The organism is Hyunsoonleella aquatilis, from assembly GCF_014270105.1.
GTDB classification, from domain to species: domain Bacteria; phylum Bacteroidota; class Bacteroidia; order Flavobacteriales; family Flavobacteriaceae; genus Jejuia; species Jejuia aquatilis.
In genome coordinates this window covers 149,514-170,885 of record NZ_JACNMF010000005.1, presented here as the reverse complement: position 1 = coordinate 170,885, position 21,372 = coordinate 149,514, and the positions used below count along the sequence as shown (strand labels likewise).

20 protein-coding genes are annotated in these 21,372 nt (G+C 38.8%); 18 read left to right on the top strand and 2 right to left on the bottom strand.

Going from position 1 to position 21,372, the window contains the following annotated elements:
• Positions 1–44: 44 nt before the first annotated feature.
• Both H7U19_RS14635 and H7U19_RS14630 read right to left on the bottom strand, forming a co-directional pair.
• Complete coding sequence (locus H7U19_RS14635) at positions 45–383, bottom strand: winged helix-turn-helix domain-containing protein (RefSeq protein ID WP_186563621.1); 339 nt, start codon at positions 381–383, stop codon at positions 45–47.
• Between the two features lie 10 nt (positions 384–393).
• Complete coding sequence (locus H7U19_RS14630; protein ID WP_186563620.1) at positions 394–1,572, bottom strand: molybdopterin molybdotransferase MoeA; 1,179 nt, start codon at positions 1,570–1,572, stop codon at positions 394–396.
• A gap of 122 nt (positions 1,573–1,694) precedes the next feature.
• On the opposite strand from H7U19_RS14630, the gene H7U19_RS14625 reads away from it, so the two are divergent.
• From H7U19_RS14625 to H7U19_RS14540, 18 genes are all read left to right on the top strand, one after another.
• The gene (locus H7U19_RS14625; protein ID WP_186563619.1) at positions 1,695–1,931 is read left to right on the top strand and encodes a hypothetical protein; all 237 of its coding nucleotides are present in this window, start codon (positions 1,695–1,697) and stop codon (positions 1,929–1,931) included.
• 7 nt (positions 1,932–1,938) lie between these two features.
• Positions 1,939–4,266: a molybdopterin-dependent oxidoreductase gene (locus tag H7U19_RS14620; protein ID WP_186563618.1), complete on the top strand. Its 2,328-nt coding sequence runs from the start codon at positions 1,939–1,941 to the stop codon at positions 4,264–4,266.
• A gap of 3 nt (positions 4,267–4,269) precedes the next feature.
• A complete protein-coding gene (locus tag H7U19_RS14615; RefSeq protein ID WP_186563617.1) occupies positions 4,270–4,965 on the top strand; it encodes a nitrate reductase cytochrome c-type subunit in 696 nt (231 codons plus the stop codon).
• A complete protein-coding gene (locus tag H7U19_RS14610; RefSeq protein WP_186563616.1) occupies positions 4,958–5,590 on the top strand; it encodes a multiheme c-type cytochrome in 633 nt (210 codons plus the stop codon). The genes H7U19_RS14615 and H7U19_RS14610 overlap by 8 nt, the downstream gene beginning before the upstream one ends.
• A gap of 10 nt (positions 5,591–5,600) precedes the next feature.
• Entirely contained in the window at positions 5,601–6,719 is a 1,119-nt protein-coding gene (locus H7U19_RS14605) for a 4Fe-4S dicluster domain-containing protein (RefSeq protein ID WP_186563615.1), read from the top strand.
• A 130-nt stretch (positions 6,720–6,849) separates the two neighbouring features.
• On the top strand, positions 6,850–8,067 hold the full coding sequence (dsrP, locus tag H7U19_RS14600; RefSeq protein ID WP_186563614.1) for a sulfate reduction electron transfer complex DsrMKJOP subunit DsrP: 1,218 nt from the start codon (positions 6,850–6,852) through the stop codon (positions 8,065–8,067).
• Between the two features lie 147 nt (positions 8,068–8,214).
• The gene (locus H7U19_RS14595; protein WP_186563613.1) at positions 8,215–8,964 is read left to right on the top strand and encodes a Crp/Fnr family transcriptional regulator; all 750 of its coding nucleotides are present in this window, start codon (positions 8,215–8,217) and stop codon (positions 8,962–8,964) included.
• 187 nt (positions 8,965–9,151) lie between these two features.
• Positions 9,152–9,565: a globin family protein gene (locus tag H7U19_RS14590; RefSeq protein ID WP_186563612.1), complete on the top strand. Its 414-nt coding sequence runs from the start codon at positions 9,152–9,154 to the stop codon at positions 9,563–9,565.
• 17 nt (positions 9,566–9,582) lie between these two features.
• Complete coding sequence (locus H7U19_RS14585; protein WP_186563611.1) at positions 9,583–10,395, top strand: c-type heme family protein; 813 nt, start codon at positions 9,583–9,585, stop codon at positions 10,393–10,395.
• Between the two features lie 89 nt (positions 10,396–10,484).
• On the top strand, positions 10,485–10,967 hold the full coding sequence (locus tag H7U19_RS14580; protein ID WP_186563610.1) for a hypothetical protein: 483 nt from the start codon (positions 10,485–10,487) through the stop codon (positions 10,965–10,967).
• Between the two features lie 7 nt (positions 10,968–10,974).
• On the top strand, positions 10,975–12,003 hold the full coding sequence (locus H7U19_RS14575) for a ferredoxin--NADP reductase (RefSeq protein WP_186563609.1): 1,029 nt from the start codon (positions 10,975–10,977) through the stop codon (positions 12,001–12,003).
• Between the two features lie 14 nt (positions 12,004–12,017).
• Positions 12,018–12,725 (top strand): cytochrome c3 family protein, encoded by a 708-nt coding sequence (locus H7U19_RS14570; protein ID WP_186563608.1) that lies wholly within the window; start codon positions 12,018–12,020, stop codon positions 12,723–12,725.
• Positions 12,726–13,292: 567 nt separating this feature from the next.
• Positions 13,293–14,729, top strand: a complete 1,437-nt coding sequence (locus tag H7U19_RS14565) for a sulfatase (RefSeq protein ID WP_186563607.1) — start codon at positions 13,293–13,295, stop codon at positions 14,727–14,729.
• Positions 14,730–15,401: 672 nt separating this feature from the next.
• A complete protein-coding gene (locus H7U19_RS14560; protein ID WP_186563606.1) occupies positions 15,402–16,793 on the top strand; it encodes a CmpA/NrtA family ABC transporter substrate-binding protein in 1,392 nt (463 codons plus the stop codon).
• Between the two features lie 114 nt (positions 16,794–16,907).
• Positions 16,908–18,014: an ABC transporter permease gene (locus H7U19_RS14555; protein ID WP_186563605.1), complete on the top strand. Its 1,107-nt coding sequence runs from the start codon at positions 16,908–16,910 to the stop codon at positions 18,012–18,014.
• 113 nt (positions 18,015–18,127) lie between these two features.
• A complete protein-coding gene (locus tag H7U19_RS14550; RefSeq protein WP_186563604.1) occupies positions 18,128–18,976 on the top strand; it encodes an ABC transporter ATP-binding protein in 849 nt (282 codons plus the stop codon).
• An 8-nt stretch (positions 18,977–18,984) separates the two neighbouring features.
• On the top strand, positions 18,985–19,812 hold the full coding sequence (locus H7U19_RS14545) for an ABC transporter ATP-binding protein (RefSeq protein ID WP_186563603.1): 828 nt from the start codon (positions 18,985–18,987) through the stop codon (positions 19,810–19,812).
• A 168-nt stretch (positions 19,813–19,980) separates the two neighbouring features.
• Positions 19,981–21,234 (top strand): alginate export family protein, encoded by a 1,254-nt coding sequence (locus tag H7U19_RS14540; RefSeq protein ID WP_186563602.1) that lies wholly within the window; start codon positions 19,981–19,983, stop codon positions 21,232–21,234.
• The last annotated feature ends 138 nt before the right edge of the window (positions 21,235–21,372 follow it).

Genomic DNA, 21,372 nt, shown 5'->3' with positions numbered 1-21,372 from the left:
CCGAATCCTCGGGATCGAAATGACAAACTTTTAAATATTATCCTTTATAATTTTTCAATTTTACTTAGTTGTTCGTCCAAAAAAGCCCAACAATTTTTATTGATTTCATCAAAAGCCTTAACTAAAGAGGTGCCATAATCGGTGAGTTCCGCACCACCACCACCTTTGCCACCTACACTATTAATGGTGACGGGTTTTTTAGCCGCTCTGTTTACCGAATCCAATAATTGCCATGCTTTTTTATAGGATATGTTCAGTGATTTCGCCGCTTTTGAAAGCGAACCTGTTTCTTGTATAGCTTTAAGCAAATGCACACGCCCTTCGCCCAACAAAACATTTTGGTCGGACTCAATCCAAATTCTACTTTTAATTTTGTAGCCCATTCACTTCAATTTAAATCGGTAATTGAATGACTTCAACCGTATCATTAGGATTTATTTTCAAAACAGATTCAGGAGCAAATACCAAAGCATTCGATAACGCAAAGGTTTGTAGCATAGAAGAATTTTGTCCATCCAAAATTTCTACTTGCCCACCTTTATAAATACCTTTTAAAAATTGGGGTCTATCTCCCTTCTTTTCAAAACTATTTATAGCTTTGGCTTTCATCCTCGGCAATTCCAAATCATCACGATCCATCAACTGTTGCAAAGCGATATACACGTACACATAAAAACAAGACAATGCGGCTGCCGGATTACCGGGCAATGCAAAAATTTGAGTGTCTTTCCTGCTTCCATAAAATAAAGGTTTGCCCGGTTTTTGTTTTACTTTATAAAAGAGTTCATCTACTTGCAATTCTTTCAGGGCCTTGCCCACAAAATCGTAATCGCCCACCGAAATGCCACCGGTTATCATCACCAAATCATTATTATCGATAGCCTTTTTTAGGGTTTTAACCGTTTTACCATAATCATCTTCAACGCTATACAAAGTCACATCATAAAACTTCAAATTGTATAGTGCAGCTAACAACATTTTTGAATTGCTTTCATAAATCTTTCCGGGAGAAAGTGCCTGTCCAGGTGCAATCAATTCATTTCCTGTCGTAACGATAGCGATGTTCGGTTTTTTAAATACTGAAACTTCGGTGATACCCAAAGAAAGTAAATACCCAATGGCCGCAGGGGTCAATTTGGTGCCTTTTTTTAAAGCAATACCCCCTGAATTGACCTGTTCGCCCAAAGGACGAATATTATGCTCCAAAGGAATTTGATTGGCGATAGTGAGGTTTTGTCCGTTCGTCTCCACTTTTTCCTGCATCATCACAGCATTGGCCGTATCAGGTACTGCGGCTCCTGTAAAAATCCTAACGGCTTCACCTTTATTCAGTTCTATCGTATGGCCGTCACCTGCTTTTACCTCCCCAACTAGCTCGTAATCAAGATTATCATGTAAATTTAGGGCATAACCATCCATGGCCGACTGCCTAAATGGAGGCATATTTATAGGGGACAAAATATCTTCAAACAATTGATATCCTCCAGCTTTTTCAACCTTTTTTAAGGTAGCCTGTTGTAAGGGTTTACCATTATTTTTTACAATTGAAATGGCCTCTGAAATTGTAATCATTTAGGTTTCGTTATATCCAAGCAAATATAACGAATTGAAATTTCATCATAATATGATATTTGTCATATTATTTCCTGCTAAAATACAGGACTTTTATGTCCGAAATAAAAACCAACAACTAAATGCCGATAAAAAGTTATTTGGCACATCCAAAAACTGGGGAGAAGCAAGCACTAATTGACGCCTTATCTCTTTTTAATGAATGTGAAATAGTACCCGCTACAAATCAAGACATTGTGGTTGTGGTAACCGAAACATCAGACGACGCTTCTGATGCAGCTCTCAAGGAAAAGATAGAACAAATAGAAAGCCTAAAACTTTTAGCACTGGTTTCTGGTTTTAATACTCCAAAAAATTAACATAGGTATGTACAATTCATTATCCACCAGAAGAAATTTTATTAAAAAGATGGCGCAACTCTCTGCGATGACGGCTGCGGCAGCTATGTTTCCAGGTATTTTATTTGCCGAAGAGCAAGAAGCGGGTATTCCAGATGGTGCCAATTTAGATTGGAAAAAAGGGCCTTGTCGTTTTTGTGGTGTAGGTTGTGGTATTCTTGTAGGTACCCAAAATGGAAAAGCGGTAGCCGTAAAAGGCGACCCCAAATGTTCAGTTAATAAGGGTTTACTTTGCGTAAAAGGGTATCATCAAACTATGTGTATTCAATCCAAAGATAGATTGACTCATGCATTGGTTAAAAAGAATGGCCGTTACGTAAAAACACCATTAAATGAAGCCTTAGACCTTGTAGCCAGTAAAATGAAATCTACCATTGAAGCACATGGTAAAGATTCTGTGGCAATGTACACCTCTGGGCAGTCTACAATTCCTGAAGGATATGTGGCTTCAAAATTAATGAAAGGTGCTATTGGTACTAATAATTTAGATTGTAACGCTCGTTTGTGTATGGCAAGTGCCGTGGCAGGGTTTTTAACCACGTTTGGTGCAGATGAGCCTATGGGCTGTTATGAAGATATAGATCATGCAGATTACTTTATAACATGGGGTAATAATATGGCAGAAATGCACCCTGTGTTATTCTCCAGAATGTTAGAGCAAAAGACACGACGTGGTGCTAAAATTATTGATTTTGCTACCCGTACAACACGCTCAAGTACTGCATCTGATAAATCTATTCTGTTTGAACCCCAAACCGATTTGGCAGTTGCCAATGCCATTTGTTATGAAATTATAAATAACGGTTGGGTTAATAAATCCTTTGTAGAAAAGCACTGTAATTTCAGTAAAGGTCTTACAAACATGGGTTATGGAACTGAAGATAATTACAGTTTTAGTGACAAACCAGAAAAGATAGATTTTGAGGCCTTTAAAACATTTTTAAATGATTACACTCCTGAGAAAGTTGCCAAATATTCTAAGGTATCTGCCAAGGATATAAAGTATTTGGCTTCTATTTATGGCGACCCTAATAAAAAAGTAGTATCGTATTGGTGTATGGGTATGAATCAGCATACACGAGGGACCTGGATGAATAATTTGGTTTACAATATTCATTTATTGACTGGTAAAATTTCACAACCGGGTAACGGCCCATTTTCCTTAACAGGACAACCTTCGGCGTGTGGAACAGCGAGAGAGGTAGGAACATTTACGCACAAATTACCGAAAGGTGTGGTGATGAATGAAAAACACCGCCGTTTGGCTGCAAAAATTTGGAAAGTGCCATACGAGCGCATCCCCTCTAAACCGACTTACCATACTACAGAAATGTTTAGGGCGGTAGATCGTGGCGATATTAAGTTTATATGGACACAGGTTACCAATCCGTTGGTGTCATTGCCAAAAACAAGCCGTTATAGACCGGGTATGAAAAAGGAGTCTTGTTTTGTGGTGGTTTCAGATGTATTTCCAACGCCAACATCAGATGTAGCCGATGTGATTTTACCTGCATCATGGCATATCGAAAAAAGTGGTTTATACGGAAACTCAGAACGACGTACTCAGCACTGGAATAAAATGGTAGAAGGCCCTGGAGAAACCACTCCAGATGCGTGGATGACAATAGAGGTGGCTAAGCGCATGGGTTACGGCGATTTATTTCCGTATAGTAAGGAAAATCATGTTGAGGAAATTTATACCGAGTACCGTCAGTTTCACGAGGGCGCAAAACACGGTATGGCACCTTTGGAGGTTTTGAAGAAAGAATCGGGTGTAATTTGGCCTTATGTAAATGGTAAATCTACCCAATGGCGTTTTAATGCGAAATACGACCCCGCTTGTAAAGAAGGCTCAGATTTTGATTTCTACGGAAAACCAGATGGAAAAGCTGTGATTTGGCAACGTCCTTACGAGCCCGCAGCAGAATCGCCAGATAAAGAATACCCTTTTTGGTTAAATACGGGTCGTGTTATAGAACATTGGCATACAGGCTCTATGACGAGGAGAATCTCTGTGTTGCATAAAGCGATGCCAGGGGCTTATGTAGAATTTCATCCAGAGGATGCCAAAGCACTGGGTATACGTGATGGAGAACGTATAAAAGTAAGTTCTAGACGTGGTAGCTGCGTATTGCCGGCGTCCATTAATAAGCGTGGATTACCAACACGCGGACAGGTGTTTGTGCCCTTTTTTGATGAAAATATGTTGATTAATGATGTGACTTTGGATGCGTTTTGTCCTATTTCCAAGGAGCCAGACTTCAAAAAATGTGCGGTTAAAGTAGAAAAAGCATAATATATGAAAAAGCGACTCGGGATTATTTCACTTTTTGTACTGCTCTTTATAGCTTTTATTACCATTTGGAATTTTAGTTATCAGCAAGGTTTGGAAGAAGCCTATATTCCAGTAGAAGATAGTAGTTCTGATTACTATTTACCATCAGAAGCTGGAGTTTTTGAGCGTTCTGAATATGCTACAGAATACGCTAATATGCCTGTTGATGAAAACCATCAAAGATTATTGAAAGATTATTATAAAAACAGAGCTTATCATGGTGCACCACCAAGTATTCCGCATCCTGTTGAAGAAATGAATTTGGGTGATAATACCTGTTTGCAATGCCATCAAAACGGTGGATTTGTCAATAAATATAAGGCATATGCGCCTGTGACGCCACATCCAGAAATGATTAATTGTAGGCAATGTCATGTAGCACAAAATAGTAATACGCTATTTAAAGCGACTAATATGGCGCAGGTAAATGCTCCAAAAGTGGGTGTAAATAATGCTTTAATTGGCACACCGCCCATGATACCACACCAAATTCAAATGCGGGAGAATTGTTTATCGTGTCATGCAGGACCTGCGGCTCCCAAAGAGATAAGAGTAACACACCCAGAGCGTGTTAATTGTAGACAATGCCATGTGCCAACGGATAGAGTTGTTTCAGAAATAACACCTTTTTCAAGAACTAAAATAGATAGCAATGAATAGAAAGCTCTACGAATATAGTTTAGCATGTGCGTTTTTGTTTGTGCTTTTTTCTTGTAAGCATAACGAAGGTGAATATCATAATTTGAATGATATAATTAAAGCCGAAAGTAAAAGCTATCATGGGAGTTTATCTTCCGAAGAATTGATTGACGGTATTAAAACTGTTGAAATTACCGAAGGCGAACATACCTTCTTAATTCCTGAACGGAAGGGTCAAATAAAATCATTCGCTTGTATTGAATGCCATAATGTTGGATTGGACAAATTACAAAGTAAAGATATCAAGAAAGCACATTGGGAAATTACCTTGGCGCATGCTGATGAAAGCACGATGAATTGTGCAACCTGTCACAATGGCGAGGATATGAATGCCTTAAATACGTTAACAGGAAATAAGGTAGATTTTAATAAAAGTTATAAGCTATGTGCCCAGTGTCACTCTTCACAATTTGAAGATTGGAAAGGCGGTGCGCATGGTAAAAAAGTAGCGGGCTGGGCACCGCCAAGGGCATCATATACATGTGTGAATTGTCATAATCCGCACGATCCAAGTTTTAAATCGAGGTGGCCATCGCGCTATAATACAGAGCAGGTTGAAGCGCCTAAAGCAGAGGCTGGTCATTAAATATTAAGGTATGAGTGAAGATAAAAAATGGTATTCGCTAGATTTAGGGTTGAAGAGAAAAAAATCTGATACATCCTGCAGTTGCGGTAAAACCGAAGGTGGATGTGGTAATCATGAATCAAAGATGACTGATGATGCTTTTTTAGAAGCAGCGGTAAATGCATCTATAGGTGATGAGGTAAAGAAAGATGGGTTTGAGCAGGTGTTTGATGTTCAAATGGATAGGCGTACCGCGTTTAAAAAATTAACGGCTAGTTTGTTGATTGGTGCTGGCGCTGTAAGTACGTCATGTAGTGTGTTTTCTGGCGACGAAAGTAAAGAAAAGGCACAAATAGATTGGGAAGAGCAGTTTAAGGGCAACTATAAACTCATGACAGATGAAGAAAAGGAGGCTACGGTAAATAGATTGATGCGCTCTTATGAACTACGAACGGGCAAAAATATTAGTATTTCGCATGAGAATGCACATGACGATGTGTTGTTTGGCTATGCCTTTAATATTTCGAAGTGCCAAGGGTATATGGATTGTGTAAATGCATGTATTGAAGAAAATAATCAGGATAGAAATTCACAAATGCAATACATCAGGATTCATGAAATGAAGGATGGCAAGGGCTTTAATTTTAATGATGCCGATGATAATTATTACCACGAAGTGCCTGCGGAGGGTCATTTTTATATGGGAACTCAGTGTTTTCATTGTGATAATCCACCTTGTGTAGAGGTGTGCCCTGTACAGGCTACTTGGAGAGAAGATGATGGTTTAGTGGTTATTGATTACGATTGGTGTGTGGGTTGCCGTTATTGTATGGCTGCTTGCCCTTACGATGGCAGACGTTTTAACTGGAGTAAGCCTGAAGTTCCTGAAAATGAAATTAATAAGAATCAGCATTATTTAGGAAATAGAATGCGTAAGAAGGGCGTGATGGAAAAATGTACGTTTTGTGTGCAACGTTCTAGAAAAGGACAAAATCCTGCCTGTGTTGAAGCTTGTCCTACTGGTGCACGTATTTTTGGGAATTTATTAGATCCCAATAGTACCATTAGATGGGTGTTGGAAAACAAGAAAGTTTTCAGATTAAAAGAAGACTTGGGTACGGAACCTAAGTTCTGGTATTTTATGGATTAGCCAAGGCTCGCGTTAGGGATTGAACGGCATGTTTGAAATCCCCGACGTAGGAGGGATTGAGTAGTGAAAGCCCGACCCCATCGGGGTAACGCCCAAAATAGTAAAACTAGGAGTTGTAATAAAAATTTAAATGAGACGATTAAAAGTTTTAAAAAGTTTAGTTAGGGATAGTATAGAAACCACGACCCATGGTTCAAAGAAATACCATATTTGGATGGCATTTTTAACCTTTATGATGCTGGTTGGGATGTATTGTTATTCGATTCAGTTAGACCAAGGCCTTAGTGCCACTGGGATGACAGATCGTGTAAGCTGGGGGCTTTACATTTCCAACTTTACCTTTTTGGTGGGGGTTGCCGCTGCAGCAGTGATGCTGGTCATGCCAACTTATGTGTTAAAAGATATTGACTTTAAACAGGCCGTACTGATAGGAGAGGGGTTGGCCGTAGCGGCGTTAATTATGTGCTTAGCCTTTGTGATTGCAGATATGGGAGGCCCTTCGGTATTATGGCACATGATTCCGGGGATAGGGGTGTTTAATTTTCCAAATTCGATGTTGACCTGGGATGTTTTGGTGCTTAATGGTTATCTGTTTTTGAATCTGTCTATTCCATTTTATATCTTATTTAGGCACTATCAAGGCAAGAAATCGAAATCCAGTGTATATGTGCCGGGCGCAATTCTATCCGTGTTTTGGGCGGTGGCCATTCATTTGGTGACTGCATTTTTGTACCAAGGTTTGCAAGCGCGCCCATTTTGGAACAATGCACTTTTAGGTCCACGATTTTTAGCTTCGGCGTTTGCGGCAGGCCCTGCTCTGATTATATTGGTTTTGGCCGTCATTAGAACCTTTACAGCTTTTAAAATCGAAGATAAAACCATCAAAAAGATTGCAATGGTAGTGACGGTAGCGGCTCAAATCAATTTAATTATGCTGATTTCCGAGCTTTTTAAGGAGTTTTATGCCCCCACACACCATAGTGAAAGTGCGTATTATTTATTCTTTGGCCTACACGGGAAAGATGCCTTGTTGCCATGGATATGGACGGCAATCCCTTTGAACGTTTTGGCTACGGTGTTGCTGACCTTCCATAAATTCAGAAACAATTTTAAGATACTGTTCTTTTCATGTTTTATACTTTTTATAGCCATTTGGATTGAAAAAGGTTTTGGCTTGATTGTGCCCGGATTTATTCCAGGTCCCTATGGTAAAATAGCAGAATATACGCCAACTGGAATAGAGATTGGGGTAACATTAGGGATTTGGGCATTGGGTGCATTTGTATTCACCATTCTTGCGAAGACTGCTATTAATATTGAATTGGGCAAACTTCGGTACAAGAAATAAAATGCTTGCGTTTTCCTTATTTATCGAATATCAAAATTGCCAATTGATTAAATTTGATTACTCTTTTTTGTGAACATCCCAAAAATCAACCTTCATTTCTAAAACTAAGTATTATTACGTATTTTTGGGTTGGTTATATATTAGAGAATGTCACTTTCCGCTCCAAAACATAGATTTGAAAACAGTACTGTCCTAGACAGCACATGTGATGTGTGCGATAGTTCAGACTGTGTTATAAACGAGCATTCTGAAGTTCTTTTCAACTCTAATTTACCGCAGAGCAATACCATCTTAAAATGTAAAAAGGGGCAACAGTTTATTATGGAAGGCGCTCCAGTAAACGGATTGTTTTTTATAAAATCCGGGGTTGTAAAAGTAATTCGTACTGGTATTAACGGGCGCGAGCAAATTGTTCGATTTGCCAAACCTTGTGAGATTGTTGGCCATCGCGGTTTTGGTACACAGGAATATTATTCTATAGGGGCTATTGCCTTAAAAGATACGGAATTGCACTACTTTTCAAAGGAATATTTGCAGGACGTACTCCTTGCAAACCCTAGGTTTACCTATGATATGATGTTGTTTTACGCTAATGAACTCAACCGAAGTGAAAACAAGGTGAAATCCATTTCTCAAATGACCGTACGCGAACGCGTCATCGACTCCCTATTATATATCCACAGAAAATTTGGAGATCTTCGTGGCTATATCAACTTGCCATTAAGCCGAAAGGAATATGCCGATTATGCGGGGACAACCGAAGAGCAGGTGATTCGTGTGTTTTCTGCACTTAAAAAGGAAGAATTAATCACTGCCAAAGGGAAGAAAATCGGAATTAACGATATTGATCTTCTGAAGAAGGAGATCAGCGACCACAACTACTTCTTGGATAGTTAACAGTTCAAAACCCTTTTGTTTTCTAAGTATTTTTACGTTTCCTGCGTTTTATCAGTTTTTAAGATGTTGCAAAAGACGCTTTTCTACTGCGCAATTTCATAATCCGTTAGCATTTTAGATTCTACATTTGTTCATAGTAAGTATTAATACTTATTTTTTAAGTAAACAAATCAAAAATGTAAGAATCATGGAAGCAAAAACTATTACACTTGTGCAAGAATCATTCGAAAAAGTAAAGCCAATAGCCCCTCAAGCTGCTGAGATATTTTATGCAAAATTGTTTGAGCTGGATCCACAATTGAAACCCTTGTTTCCAAGTAGTGGTGAAGCAATGAAAGTCCAAGGTAATAAACTAATGTCTATGCTTGCGGCCGCTGTTGCAGGATTAAGCAATCTGGAAGCTCTTATTCCAATACTTCAAGATTTGGGCAAACGTCATGTGGAGTATAAAGTAGAAGCTTCTCATTACAATACTGTTGGTGCCGCTTTGCTGGGTACTTTGGAAGCCGGTTTAGGTGAAGAGTTTACCATTGATGTAAAAAATGCTTGGGCAGATGTTTATACAACGATGTCTGACGTGATGATTGAAGCTGCATATTAATCAATAAAACTACTACTATGAAAACCCTATTTAAAATTTATTTGACAATATTTTGTTTAGCATTTCTAAATTCATGCGGAGGCGTACCAGAGGAAAAATCGGAAAGCGCCGCTACGGCAAATGTTTTTTCCGTTGAAGAAGTCTTGGAAATGGTGGCTAAGGAAAATGACGTTACTAGGACATTGTACACTAAAGCCATTGTTGGCAAAGGAAAAGCACAAGGCATGAAATTTGACGAAGATTGGCGCAAGGATGATGTGGAGGCAGGACCGTTACCTGCTTTATTTTTAAGAGGCGTTGCTACTAGCATCAAGAAGGGGCCGGTGCCGCTTGGTTTGTATTTGGGATCCGACTTTCCTGTAAATGCCGCGAATAAATTTGAAGGTAGACAGGCTGAACTGTTCAAGCAAATAAAGGAAGACCAAAAACCTCAATTCTTTTATGATGAAGACCAAAAACTGCATACTGCCATGTTTGCCGACTTGGCTAGTGCTGGTGCCTGCGTATCCTGCCATAATAAGCATCCGCAAACGACAAAATCCGATTGGGAATTGGGTGATGTTATGGGGGCTACCACTTGGCAGTATCCAAAAGACTCTTTGTCCTATAAGGAAACTGTGGCGGTGTTGAATTCTTATGCCAAAGGAACAGTAGATATCTATATGGAATATTTGGATGAAATAGAGGCATTCGAAGAAAGCGAGAAGCCTGAAATAGGCGATAAATGGCCCGCAGAAGGCAATTATTTACCAACGGCAGAAGTGTTTTTGGATAGTGTGCAAAAGCTGTCCTCTTATGAAACCATGAAGCATTTGGTAGCTGTAAAATAAATTTAATTTAGTGTTGTGTTGCAATCTTGCTCATCACTTCATCTGAAAGGTGGTGGGCAAATTGCAGTATTTCCAAAGGCATAATTGATATGGCAATCAGCATTAACAAATCTACCCTTATCGGTTTAGTTCTGCTCACAGGATTTTTTCTACAGTTCTTTTTGAAACTGGAATGGAGTTGGCTTTTCCAATTGCAGCGCGGCGAAATGTTCAAGCGCTGGACGGGATTGGTTTTGGCGCTATTCATCACATTTCAATGGGTATTAACCCTTACTCGAGCCATAAAAAAATTGAGGCCCAAAGCTGTGGTCATGCAAAATATTCATAAATGGCTTGGTGCTCTAAGCCCTATCGTATTCTACATGCACAGTGCAACAATGGGCTACGGCTACCTTTTGCTGTTGTCCTATATATTTTTGGCAAACACATTGTTGGGGTATCTCAATTTGGATGTTATTAAAAGTGGTAATGAAGCATTTTTCAAAGGCTGGATGATTACCCACGTTGCCGCATCCATAGTGGTCACTATATTGATGGTTTTCCATATCACCATGGTGTTTTATTATAAATAGAGGCTATATGAAGTTGTTGGTAAAAGAAATAATTAAAGAAACGGAAGATGCCATTACCGTATGCTTCAAAAATGGCAATTTTTTTAAGAAGCTGAAATATAAACCAGGGCAGTTTTTAACCATTCATGTACCGATAGGTGGAAAAGTCCATAAAAGAGCATATTCCTTCAGTAGCAATCCTTATACCGATAAAGATTTAAAGATTACCATAAAGCGGGTGGAAGGTGGATTGGTATCTAATTATGTGCACGATCATTTGAAGGCTGGTGACAAAATTGAAGTGGACGACCCGGCGGGTTCTTTCTGTGTGGTCCCAAATAATAAAGAAACCAAACAATATGTACTTTTTGCGGGGGGTAGTGGTGTTACCCCTATGTTTTCCATTGTGAAATCTGTGCTTACCGAAGAGGAAAACTCCAAAGTGCTTTTGGTTTACGCCAATCAGCATGAAGATTCCATCATTTTTCATGAAGACATAAAAGGATTGGAAAAGGAGTACCCCGAGAATTTTAAAGTGGAGCATATCGTTTCAGGAAATAAAACCTACAAGGCAAATTATCACCCAGGACTGGCTTCAAAACTTGTTGTCGATCGGATCATGATAAAGCATAAGTTGTCCTATGACGATCATATTTATATGATTTGCGGGCCTTTCGGTTACATGGAAAAGGTAAAAGAGATTTTAGATGAAAATGGAATCACGAGGGATAAAATAAAAGTCGAAGTCTTTAAGATGCCTGTGGTTAAGGTGTCGGGCAAAGACCTGTTAAGTGAGGTTACCATAAAGCATCAAGGTGAAAGTTATGATATTCAAGTACGTGGCGACAAGACCATTTTAAACCAGGCGATGTCCAGCAATATTGTGATTCCTTATTCGTGCAGGTCAGGGATGTGTTCTACTTGCAAGGGTAAGTGTGTAGAAGGTGAAGTAAAAATGATGGACGGGCATATTCTTCCGGAAAGCGAAGTAGAAGCCGGTAATATTCTAACGTGTGTTACCTACCCCGTTAGTGAAAAAGTGGTTATTGAGATTTAATTAAAACGAAATTCATGTTTAAAGTAAGTCCGTTAAGGAAGCGTCAAGTGATAGGGGGAGGGATAGGCCTTGTATTGGGCGTATCCATATTTTATCTATTAACCTTAGATGCCACTGAAGAATATGTTTCCATTGGCCCTATGAATACTGGGCATGAGGGATTATCCTGTTTTGCGTGCCATGCGGATGCTAAAGGCAATTTGTTGCAGCAGGTGCAGTCCAATATTTCGCATGCGGTTGGGGCTAGGAAAGAAGGTGTAGATTTCGGTACACAAGACGTTACCGTAAAAAACTGCTTGGAATGCCACGACCGTCCAAATGATAGGCACCCGACGTATCGCTTCTCTGAACCCCGGTTTAAAGAAGCCCTACACAATATTGACGCCACAACCTGCATCACCTGCCATACCGAACATGAGGAAGAGCGCGTTTCTGTGGCAAGCATAAACTATTGCATGAACTGCCATCAAGAATTAGTCGTTGAAAACGACCCCTTGGATATATCGCATGAAGCCCTAATTGCACGACAGGAATGGTTTACCTGTATCCAATGTCACGATTTTCATGGCAATCATAAATACGAGGTACCGGAAAAGCTTAGCGATACCATTCCAATGGAAATAATTCAAGCCTATTTTGAAGGCGGCAAAGACCCCTACGGTACCGATAAAAAGTACATCGCGCTGTCTCAAGAAGAGTGGCTAAAAACTTTAGAGAAATAGTAGTTTAATTATTTGGGCGTTACCCTTCCCGATGGCTATCGGGAGAGTCGGGCTTTCCGCTATATCCCTGACGGTACCGTCAGGGGATGCCGTGCAATCCCTAACGCGGGGCATGTTTGCTAATTTTGTTTTAAACCCAATATTCTGTTCCTTTTTAAAAAAACAAAAATTTTTTGCAACATGTTTTAAAGCATGGGTGTCCCTCCTAATAAGGAGGGATTAAGGGAGGTGTTTTTTATTCACAGTTGCAAATATCGTTTTTACACACCCCTTAATCCCCTCTTTTGAGAGGGGAAACGTGCACTCCAAAATACACGTCATTAAGAAGTGTAAGGAAGTAATCTCATTCATGAAATACCGAAATTGTCCTTTTGTTGTTTAAGATTACCACGTCCCTCGTACCTCACTTCTTGTAATGCATTTTTGTTGAAAACCACGTGTAAGCACGTATTGACTTTGTGCCAGGAAAACACGAACTTCGCTTATCCAATATAGTTCATTAAAACTGAACCATATTTAACCATTGTGTGGCATTAGCGAAGTCAATAACTAATAAATAAAATATATATGAATATTAGAGTAGGAAAAACAATACCTTCTTTTTTTACGGTGTTATCTTTTTTTATCATCATGAGTTGTAAAAATGCACAAGAATCTGAAAAACTTAATGTTCTACTAATTTGTATAGACGACCTTCGTCCAGAATTGAAAAGCTTTGGAACAAATTATATTAGTTCACCAAACATTGACGCATTAGCCACAAAGGGGATGACATTTCAGAAACATTTCGTCAATGCCCCTAGCTGTGGGCCGTCTAGATATACCTTGTTAACAGGTAAGGTTGGTCCAGCAACAAACGACGCCCTTTTTCGTAGAGCAATTAAAATAAACAAAGACACTCAAGAAATAGATAAAAGTATGCCTGAGTGGTTTAAAAAACATGGTTATACAACAGTTTCAGTAGGTAAAGTTTCTCATCACCCAGGGGGTAGAGGTGGCAAGAATTGGAATGATAGCGCAAAAATTGAAATGCCAAATGCTTGGGATAAACATCTTATGCCAGTAGGGGAATGGGAACATCCGCGGGGAATGATGCACGGACTAGCGAATGGAGAGATTCGAATAAAATCAAGTGATATGGATGTTTTTCAGTCTGCAGAAGGAGACGATAATATCTATCCCGACGGTGTTATTGCAGATGAAGCCGTGAAACAACTAAGAGAACTTGCTACCAAAAACGAAAAACCTTTTTTTCTTGCCTTCGGAATTATAAAACCACACCTACCTTTTGGTGCACCAAAATCTTATTATGATAAATACGATAGAATTGAGCTTCCAGAAATAAAACATCCTCAAAAACCAACAGGAAAAACCACATGGCACGGGTCTAATGAGTTTATGAAATATAATCGTTGGGGTAAAAATCCTAACAAAGATATTGATTTTGCTAATGAAGTACGTCGTCATTATGCTGCAAGTGTTAGTTATGCAGATGCTCAAGTAGGTAAAATCCTTGCAGAGTTGAAAAGAACAGGTGCAGATAAAAACACCATTGTTGTACTTTGGGGCGACCATGGTTGGCACTTGGGAGAACACGCAATCTGGGGGAAGCATAGTTTGTTCGAAGAATCCTTACATGCACCTTTAATAATTCACTTTCCTAAAATGAAGCATCAAGGATTTAACACAAATGCCATAGTGGAAACACTAGATATCTTTCCTACCTTGTGCGATTTAACCGGCATTGAAATTCCTAAATATACCAATGGTGAATCGCTAAAAAAAATATTAGAAAATCCTAGCACCTCTGGTCATACTGCCATAGCATACACAAATAAAGCTACAACCATTAGAACATCAACACATCGAATGACACTTCATCAGGATGGGTTTGTAGAGTTATATGACCATACAACTGTTGATAAGGAAACCAAAAACATAGCGGATAGCCATCCTAATTTAGTCAAAGAGTTAAAGTATGCGTTAAAAGCTAAATTAAAGTAATATATAACAACGCCACACAATAATGGTAGCTGTTGTGCAACCGTTAAAAACCAATAAATCGTTTGACTTTATAAATTTATAGTTTTATTTAAAACTGGTAATCAGTATTTTACGTTAATGAAATGTTTTCAAAACATAAGTTTAAACGAAATATTTAGTTGTGCAACAGCCACATTACATAAAAATAATAGCGGTTTAATCGCTAAAACGAAAGTAAGTAAAGTTACTAGAAAGTCTTAAGTTGACCGTAAAGTTAGCGTATAAAAACCCGCTAATATTCTTATATCCGGTCGATAAGCGTACCCGCAAATCCCTCTTTTCTTTAATAACAGTATAAGCCAAAAATTCACGTAACAACTAAAAACTACGTAGTCTTCACCCCAAAACCCACCATTTCCTGTTCAAACTTTCCTGTTTTAAGTAAAACATACGTAAAATATTATTAACAATAATGTGTTTATACGTAGTGGGTTAAGTAAATCTAAGCATCATTATTTCGAAATCAATAATCTGAAAACCAATTTAATAAGAATTAAACCTGTGTTTTGATAGGTTTCAATATGTTTAAAAAGAGGTGCGTTTATGGGGTTTAACATGGGGTATATCTAAGGGTACTTATATATTTGCCTAAAAATAAGTATTTATACTTAGTTAATTTAAAAAACACATAACATGAAATCTCTATTAAAACGTACAACTTGGATTTTACCCGTGGCAGTTCTGTTATTTGCCTGTGGAGGAAAAGAAAAGAAAACTACCTTGGCTGAAAATACTGCAGCTGAGTCTACTACAAAAACATTAGAAATTGAAAAACCACAGTTAACTTTTGGCTTTATCAAATTGACGGATATGGCACCATTGGCCATCGCCAAAGAAAAAGGATTCTTTGAAGATGAGGGCTTATTTGTATCTGTTGAAGCACAATCCAACTGGAAAAATGTATTGGACCGTGTTATTGATGGTCAATTGGACGGTTCGCATATGTTGGCGGGTCAACCTATTGCGGCAGGTGCTGGTTTTGGTCGTCAAGCGGATTTGGTTACCCCATTTTCAATGGACTTAAACGGTAACGGTATCACCGTATCAAACGATGTGTGGTCTAAAATGAAACCAAATGTACCAAAAGGTGCTGATGGTAAGCCAATTCACCCTATTAAAGCTGAGGCGCTTAAGCCAGTTATCGATGAGTACAAAAACTCTGGTAAGGCTTTTAAAATGGGTATGGTATTCCCTGTATCTACGCATAACTACGAAATAAGATATTGGTTAGCTGCCGCGGGTATTCACCCAGGTATGTACACTGCCGATAATGTGCAAGGACAAATTGATGCTGAGGTTTTATTATCTGTAACGCCTCCGCCACAAATGCCTGCAACGCTTGAAGCCGGAACTATTTACGGGTACTGTGTGGGTGAGCCTTGGAATCAGCAAGCTGTATTCAAAGGTATTGGTGTCCCAGTGACTACCAACTATGATATCTGGAAAAATAACCCAGAAAAAGTATTTGTAATGACTAAGAAATTTGTTGAAGACTATCCTAATACGGCTACTGCAGTTACTAAAGCTTTGATTAGAGCTGGTAAGTGGTTGGACGAACCAGGAAACAGAGCTGAGGCTGTTAAAATCCTTTCTATGTCTCAATATGTTGGTGCTGATGAAGCAGTATTGGCAAACTCTATGACTGGTACGTTTGAATTTGAGAAAGGTGACAAAAGAGAGATGCCAGACTTTAACGTATTCTACAAGTACAACGCAACGTATCCGTTCTACTCTGATGGTATTTGGTTCTTAACACAAATGAGACGATGGGGACAAATTCCTGAGTCTAAACCAGCAGATTGGTATGCTTCTACCATTAAAGATATTTACCGTCCTGATATTTGGACAAAAGCGGCTAAGATTTTAGTTGAAGAAGGCAAAATCCCTGCAAGCGATATTCCAGAAACAGATGGCTACAAGCCTGCAACTGCAGATTTTATTGATGGTACAACGTATGACGCAAAAGATCCAATTGGATACATCAACAGTTTTAAAATTGGTAACAAAGAGAAAGCTGTACAGTAAATAAAATACTTATGTCATTCTGAACTTGTTTCAGAATCTAGTTAGGCAGAGATGCTGAAACTAGTTCAGCATGACAATAAAAACACACACTAAACACAATTAAATAAAAGAATCATGAAGCAGAGTTTAACACTAGGAAAAGTAACCAAATTTATAGGGTTAGGTTTTTTAAGTTCTTTTAAAGATCTATTCACAGGGAAGCTGGAAAAGGAAGATTTTAAAGCCTTTTTGCGTAAAGTCATTGTACCTATTGCTTCCGTTTTATTATTTATCGGATTATGGCATTTGGGAGCAAAGTCGCTTTACAATGTTGAAGCTGAATTTAGAATAGAAAAAGCACTAAACGAACAAGGACAAGTTGCTGCTGATGAAATGGCTGCTTGTATCGCTTCCGGAGATATTAGTTGTCAACCAAATACGTTGCCATCGCCTTCTCAAGTTTGGGCATCGTTTCAGTCGTTGTTGAAAGATCATGCCTTGATTAGCGCGGATAAAGCTGCTTTTGTTGAAAAGACTGCTACTTTAAATGAAAAGCGAATTGCTGAAGGTAAAGATGCTATTGTTTATACCGGTAGACCATCGTTTGTAGATCAAATCTTTAGAAGTTTAAAAACGGTGTTCGCGGGATTCTTTTTAGCCTTATTAATTGCTGTGCCTCTTGGTATTTTTATTGGATTGAGTCCAACACTTAAAAGTGCGTTTAATTGGTTTATACAAATTTTTAAACCTGTTTCGCCTGTAGTTTGGTACTTGTTAGTGTTTATGATTGTAAAAACATTATTGATAGATTCTAGTGAAGATAGCTCATTTTCAATTTCGTTTATCGCTGTTGGTTTATGTTCTATGTGGGCTACATTGGTAAACACATCAATGGGTGTGTCTTCAGTAGATAAAGATTACATCAACGTTGCTAAGGTTTTAAAACTTGGGAATTTTCAAAAGGTATTTAAAGTGGTGCTACCATCGTCTTTACCTTTAATCTTTACGGGTTTAAAAATCACCTTATCTGTAGCGTGGATGGTATTGATTGCTATTGAACTTTTAGCACAAAGTCCTGGTTTAGGATTATTTGTTTGGGAGGAATTCCAAAACGGTGCAAACGACTCGAACGCAAAAATTATAGTTGCCATGTTTGTGATTGGTATCATAGGTTTCTTATTAGACCGCTTGATGCTATCGATACAAAACTGGGTGTCTTTTGAAAAAACAGATGCGATATAAATGAATCTATGGGTCTTCCGCGTTAGGGATTGAACGGCATGTTGGAGCTCCTCGCAGAGAGCGACTAGTGAAAGCCCGACCCTTGTGGTAACGCCCAAATAAAACAAAAGATTATGGCATACTTAGAATTAAAAAATATTTATAAAACCTACGGAAATGACGAGAACGCTACCGAGGTGCTATCTAACATTAATTTGGAGATAGAAGAGGGTGAGTTTGTAGCGATTGTAGGGTTTACGGGAAGTGGAAAGACGACGTTGGTAAACTTGATAAATGGATTGCTGGAGCCTACAAAAGGTGAGGTGTTGTTTAAAGGTGAACCGGTTGTTGGAACGAGTCATGAACGCGGGGTGATTTTTCAGAATTACTCCTTATTACCATGGTTAACCGTGGGGCAAAATGTGTATATGGCGGTGAAAGAGGCTTTCCCAAAGAAGAGCAAAAAAGAGTTGAACGCTGTTGTTGCGGATTATGTAGATATGGTGGGCTTAACGCCTGCGATTAATAAAAGACCGAAAGAATTATCGGGTGGTATGCGCCAGCGTGTGTCTGTAGCGAGAGCTTTATCTATGAAACCAGAGATGATTATTATGGATGAGCCTTTAGGAGCGCTAGATGCTTTAACACGTGGCACGTTGCAGGATGAAATTTTGAACATCTGGGGAAAAGATAAGCGTACGGCGTTGTTGATTACCAATGATGTGGATGAAGGGATTTATATGGCAGATCGTATTATTCCGTTACGTCCGGGACCAAATGCAACGTTGGGACCTGAGTTTAAGATTGATATTGAACGCCCTAGGGATAAAACTGAAATGAACGACAACCCTAATTATAAGAAAACCAGAAACGCCATTATTGAGTATTTGATGGATATTGGGGAAGAGCGTAAGTCGGAAGCTTCGGAAGAATTTGTACTTCCGGATTTAGCACCAAAAGATTTTGTTAACCAATTTAAATAAGCATCAAGATGAGTACTATTATAACAGATACAGCTAAAACAACGGCACATAATGGCATTTTTCCTTCGAATGAAGTGATGCTTGATTTAAAAGATTTGAAGAAAGTGTACCCAACACCAAAAGGAGACTATGTGGTTTTGGAACACTTGAATCTTCAAATTAGGAAAGAGGAATTCGTAACTATTATTGGGCATTCGGGATGTGGTAAAACAACGATGCTTTCTATGATTGCAGGATTGAATCCGATTTCTGGAGGCAACATTTCCGTATTAGGAAAGCATATTAAAGGCCCAGGACCAGATAGAGGTGTAATTTTTCAAGCACCAAGTTTAATGCCTTGGATGACTGCTTTACAGAATGTGATGCTAGGCGTAAATCAAGTGTTTCCGCATGCTACAAAAGGGCAACGCAATGATATCGCAAAATACTATTTACAGAAAGTAGGTTTAGAAGATGCGTTTAACAAACGAGCGTCTGATTTATCGCAAGGAATGCAACAGCGTGTAGGAATCGCTAGAGCATTCGCTATAAAGCCAAAAGTATTGTTGTTAGACGAGCCTTTTGGAATGCTAGATTCATTAACTCGTGGTGAATTACAAGATATTCTGATAGAGATTTGGAATAAAGAAAAAATTACCGCGGTAATGATTACCCACGATGTGGATGAAGCGATATTTTTAGCAGACCGCGTAGTGATGATGACCAGTGGCCCCAGAGCAAAGATTGGTGATGTTCTAGATATTGAATTTGAAAGACCAAGAACACGTAAAGCCGTGTTAGAGCACGACGATTACTACAAATACAGAAAACATTTAATTGACTTCTTGGAGCATTAAATAAGAAAAAACAAAAAAGATATATTTATCCTAAAAAGGTTATGAAACATGAGAAATATCATAATCTAAAGGAGTTGACAGCCCTAAATTTGCCAACGAAATAGAAGGGCAATATCAAAAGTAATTAATTAAAACCCAAAATAATTCAAACTTAAAAACAAGGAAAAAATGAGAAAACAATATGTAATTTTAGGACTGTTGCTAGCGAGCCTGCAGTTTGTGCAAGCACAATTTTCACTAGATGGTGAATTTAGACCACGTTCGGAATACTTTGGTAATGGTGGAAACTTTACAGGAGGTTCTTTCCCGGCCCAAACGGCCACAGATGCTGATGAAGGTTTCTTGAGGACTTCGGTAAGAGCGGCTTTAAAGGCTAAATACAAGGCCGAGACCTATTCTGTATTTTTAAGTTTTCAAGAAGTGTTTGCTTTTGGAGATAGACCTCAAATTGCAACCAATGGTAATGGAAACTTTAGAGTACAAGAAGCCTGGGCGGATTTGAAATTAGGAGAAAATTCAAGCTTAAAAGTGGGACGTCAACCTTTGTCTTATGACGACCAAAGAATTTTAGGTGGTCTTGGTTGGGCGCAACAGGCAAGAACCCACGATGCTGCCGTGTATCAGCTTAAGAAAAACAAATTTACCTTATTGGTAGGTGGGGCTTTAAATACGGCGGTGGATGAAATTTATAATACCGCTAATTTGTTCTCTTACAGGGATATGGTATTTGTAAGAGCAAACAATAAAGGAGAAAAATTCAATATTTCTTTTTTAGGAATGGTAAACACCTTCCAAAATGGTGGAGACAATAATCCTGCAACGCCTCCAACTACGGACAGAAAAGCATCTCTAATTACTGCTGGCGTTCATATGGACTATAAAGCTGGTGATTTCTCATTGACTTCAAACCTTTTCTTGCAGGAAGGTGAAAGAGTTGGTGGAACAGATGTCAAAGGAGCCTACTTGGCCAGTTTAGGTGCGGCCTATAAGTTTAATGACGCCAATTCCCTTGGGTTGACTGTGGAGCGTATTTCTGGTAGAAATAGCGAATCGGCAGCATTCTTTCCATTGTATGGTACCAATCACGCCTTCAATGGTTTGATAGATAGATTTTACGTTGGAAATCATGCCAATGCTGGAGGTTTAAATGATTTTCAGTTAACATACAAGACTAAGGTAGCTGGAGTCGGTGTTACTTTGGCGGGGCACTACTTCACTGAACAATCTGACGTTGATGGATTGGCCGGAAATGATTTAGGTTCTGAAATAGACTTGGTACTGGCCAAAAAATTTAAGGAATTTAAGATAGTGGGGGGGTATTCCCACTTCTTTGAGCCAAGTGCCATAGCTGATATGCCAGGTGTAAAAAGCACTCAAAACTGGGCTTGGTTGATGTTGGTGATCAATCCTAAATTACTTTAGAATAGAAGTATTAGTCATAAAAATATTAACCCCGGTGAATGTATATTCATCGGGGTTTATTTTTTGTTATTTTGAATGTTTTAGGTGCTTGTTTTTGTTAACTAACTGAAAACCATGGTTCCCTCATTCATTTCAAGT

Bases quoted from the DNA above. Each gene is read 5' to 3' on its own strand.
- H7U19_RS14585 (WP_186563611.1), top strand. From the start codon at position 9,583: ATGAAAACCCTATTTAAAATTTATTTGACAATATTTTGTTTAGCATTT.
- dsrP (WP_186563614.1), top strand. From the start codon at position 6,850: ATGAGACGATTAAAAGTTTTAAAAAGTTTAGTTAGGGATAGTATAGAA.
- H7U19_RS14565 (WP_186563607.1), top strand. From the start codon at position 13,293: ATGAATATTAGAGTAGGAAAAACAATACCTTCTTTTTTTACGGTGTTA.
- H7U19_RS14555 (WP_186563605.1), top strand. From the start codon at position 16,908: ATGAAGCAGAGTTTAACACTAGGAAAAGTAACCAAATTTATAGGGTTA.
- H7U19_RS14605 (WP_186563615.1), top strand. From the start codon at position 5,601: ATGAGTGAAGATAAAAAATGGTATTCGCTAGATTTAGGGTTGAAGAGA.
- H7U19_RS14595 (WP_186563613.1), top strand. From the start codon at position 8,215: ATGTCACTTTCCGCTCCAAAACATAGATTTGAAAACAGTACTGTCCTA.
- H7U19_RS14625 (WP_186563619.1), top strand. From the start codon at position 1,695: ATGCCGATAAAAAGTTATTTGGCACATCCAAAAACTGGGGAGAAGCAA.
- H7U19_RS14550 (WP_186563604.1), top strand. From the start codon at position 18,128: ATGGCATACTTAGAATTAAAAAATATTTATAAAACCTACGGAAATGAC.
- H7U19_RS14545 (WP_186563603.1), top strand. From the start codon at position 18,985: ATGAGTACTATTATAACAGATACAGCTAAAACAACGGCACATAATGGC.
- H7U19_RS14570 (WP_186563608.1), top strand. From the start codon at position 12,018: ATGTTTAAAGTAAGTCCGTTAAGGAAGCGTCAAGTGATAGGGGGAGGG.
- H7U19_RS14560 (WP_186563606.1), top strand. From the start codon at position 15,402: ATGAAATCTCTATTAAAACGTACAACTTGGATTTTACCCGTGGCAGTT.
- H7U19_RS14620 (WP_186563618.1), top strand. From the start codon at position 1,939: ATGTACAATTCATTATCCACCAGAAGAAATTTTATTAAAAAGATGGCG.
- H7U19_RS14615 (WP_186563617.1), top strand. From the start codon at position 4,270: ATGAAAAAGCGACTCGGGATTATTTCACTTTTTGTACTGCTCTTTATA.
- H7U19_RS14575 (WP_186563609.1), top strand. From the start codon at position 10,975: ATGAAGTTGTTGGTAAAAGAAATAATTAAAGAAACGGAAGATGCCATT.
- H7U19_RS14580 (WP_186563610.1), top strand. From the start codon at position 10,485: ATGGCAATCAGCATTAACAAATCTACCCTTATCGGTTTAGTTCTGCTC.
- H7U19_RS14635 (WP_186563621.1), bottom strand. From the start codon at position 383: ATGGGCTACAAAATTAAAAGTAGAATTTGGATTGAGTCCGACCAAAAT.
- H7U19_RS14540 (WP_186563602.1), top strand. From the start codon at position 19,981: ATGAGAAAACAATATGTAATTTTAGGACTGTTGCTAGCGAGCCTGCAG.
- H7U19_RS14590 (WP_186563612.1), top strand. From the start codon at position 9,152: ATGGAAGCAAAAACTATTACACTTGTGCAAGAATCATTCGAAAAAGTA.
- H7U19_RS14610 (WP_186563616.1), top strand. From the start codon at position 4,958: ATGAATAGAAAGCTCTACGAATATAGTTTAGCATGTGCGTTTTTGTTT.
- H7U19_RS14630 (WP_186563620.1), bottom strand. From the start codon at position 1,572: ATGATTACAATTTCAGAGGCCATTTCAATTGTAAAAAATAATGGTAAA.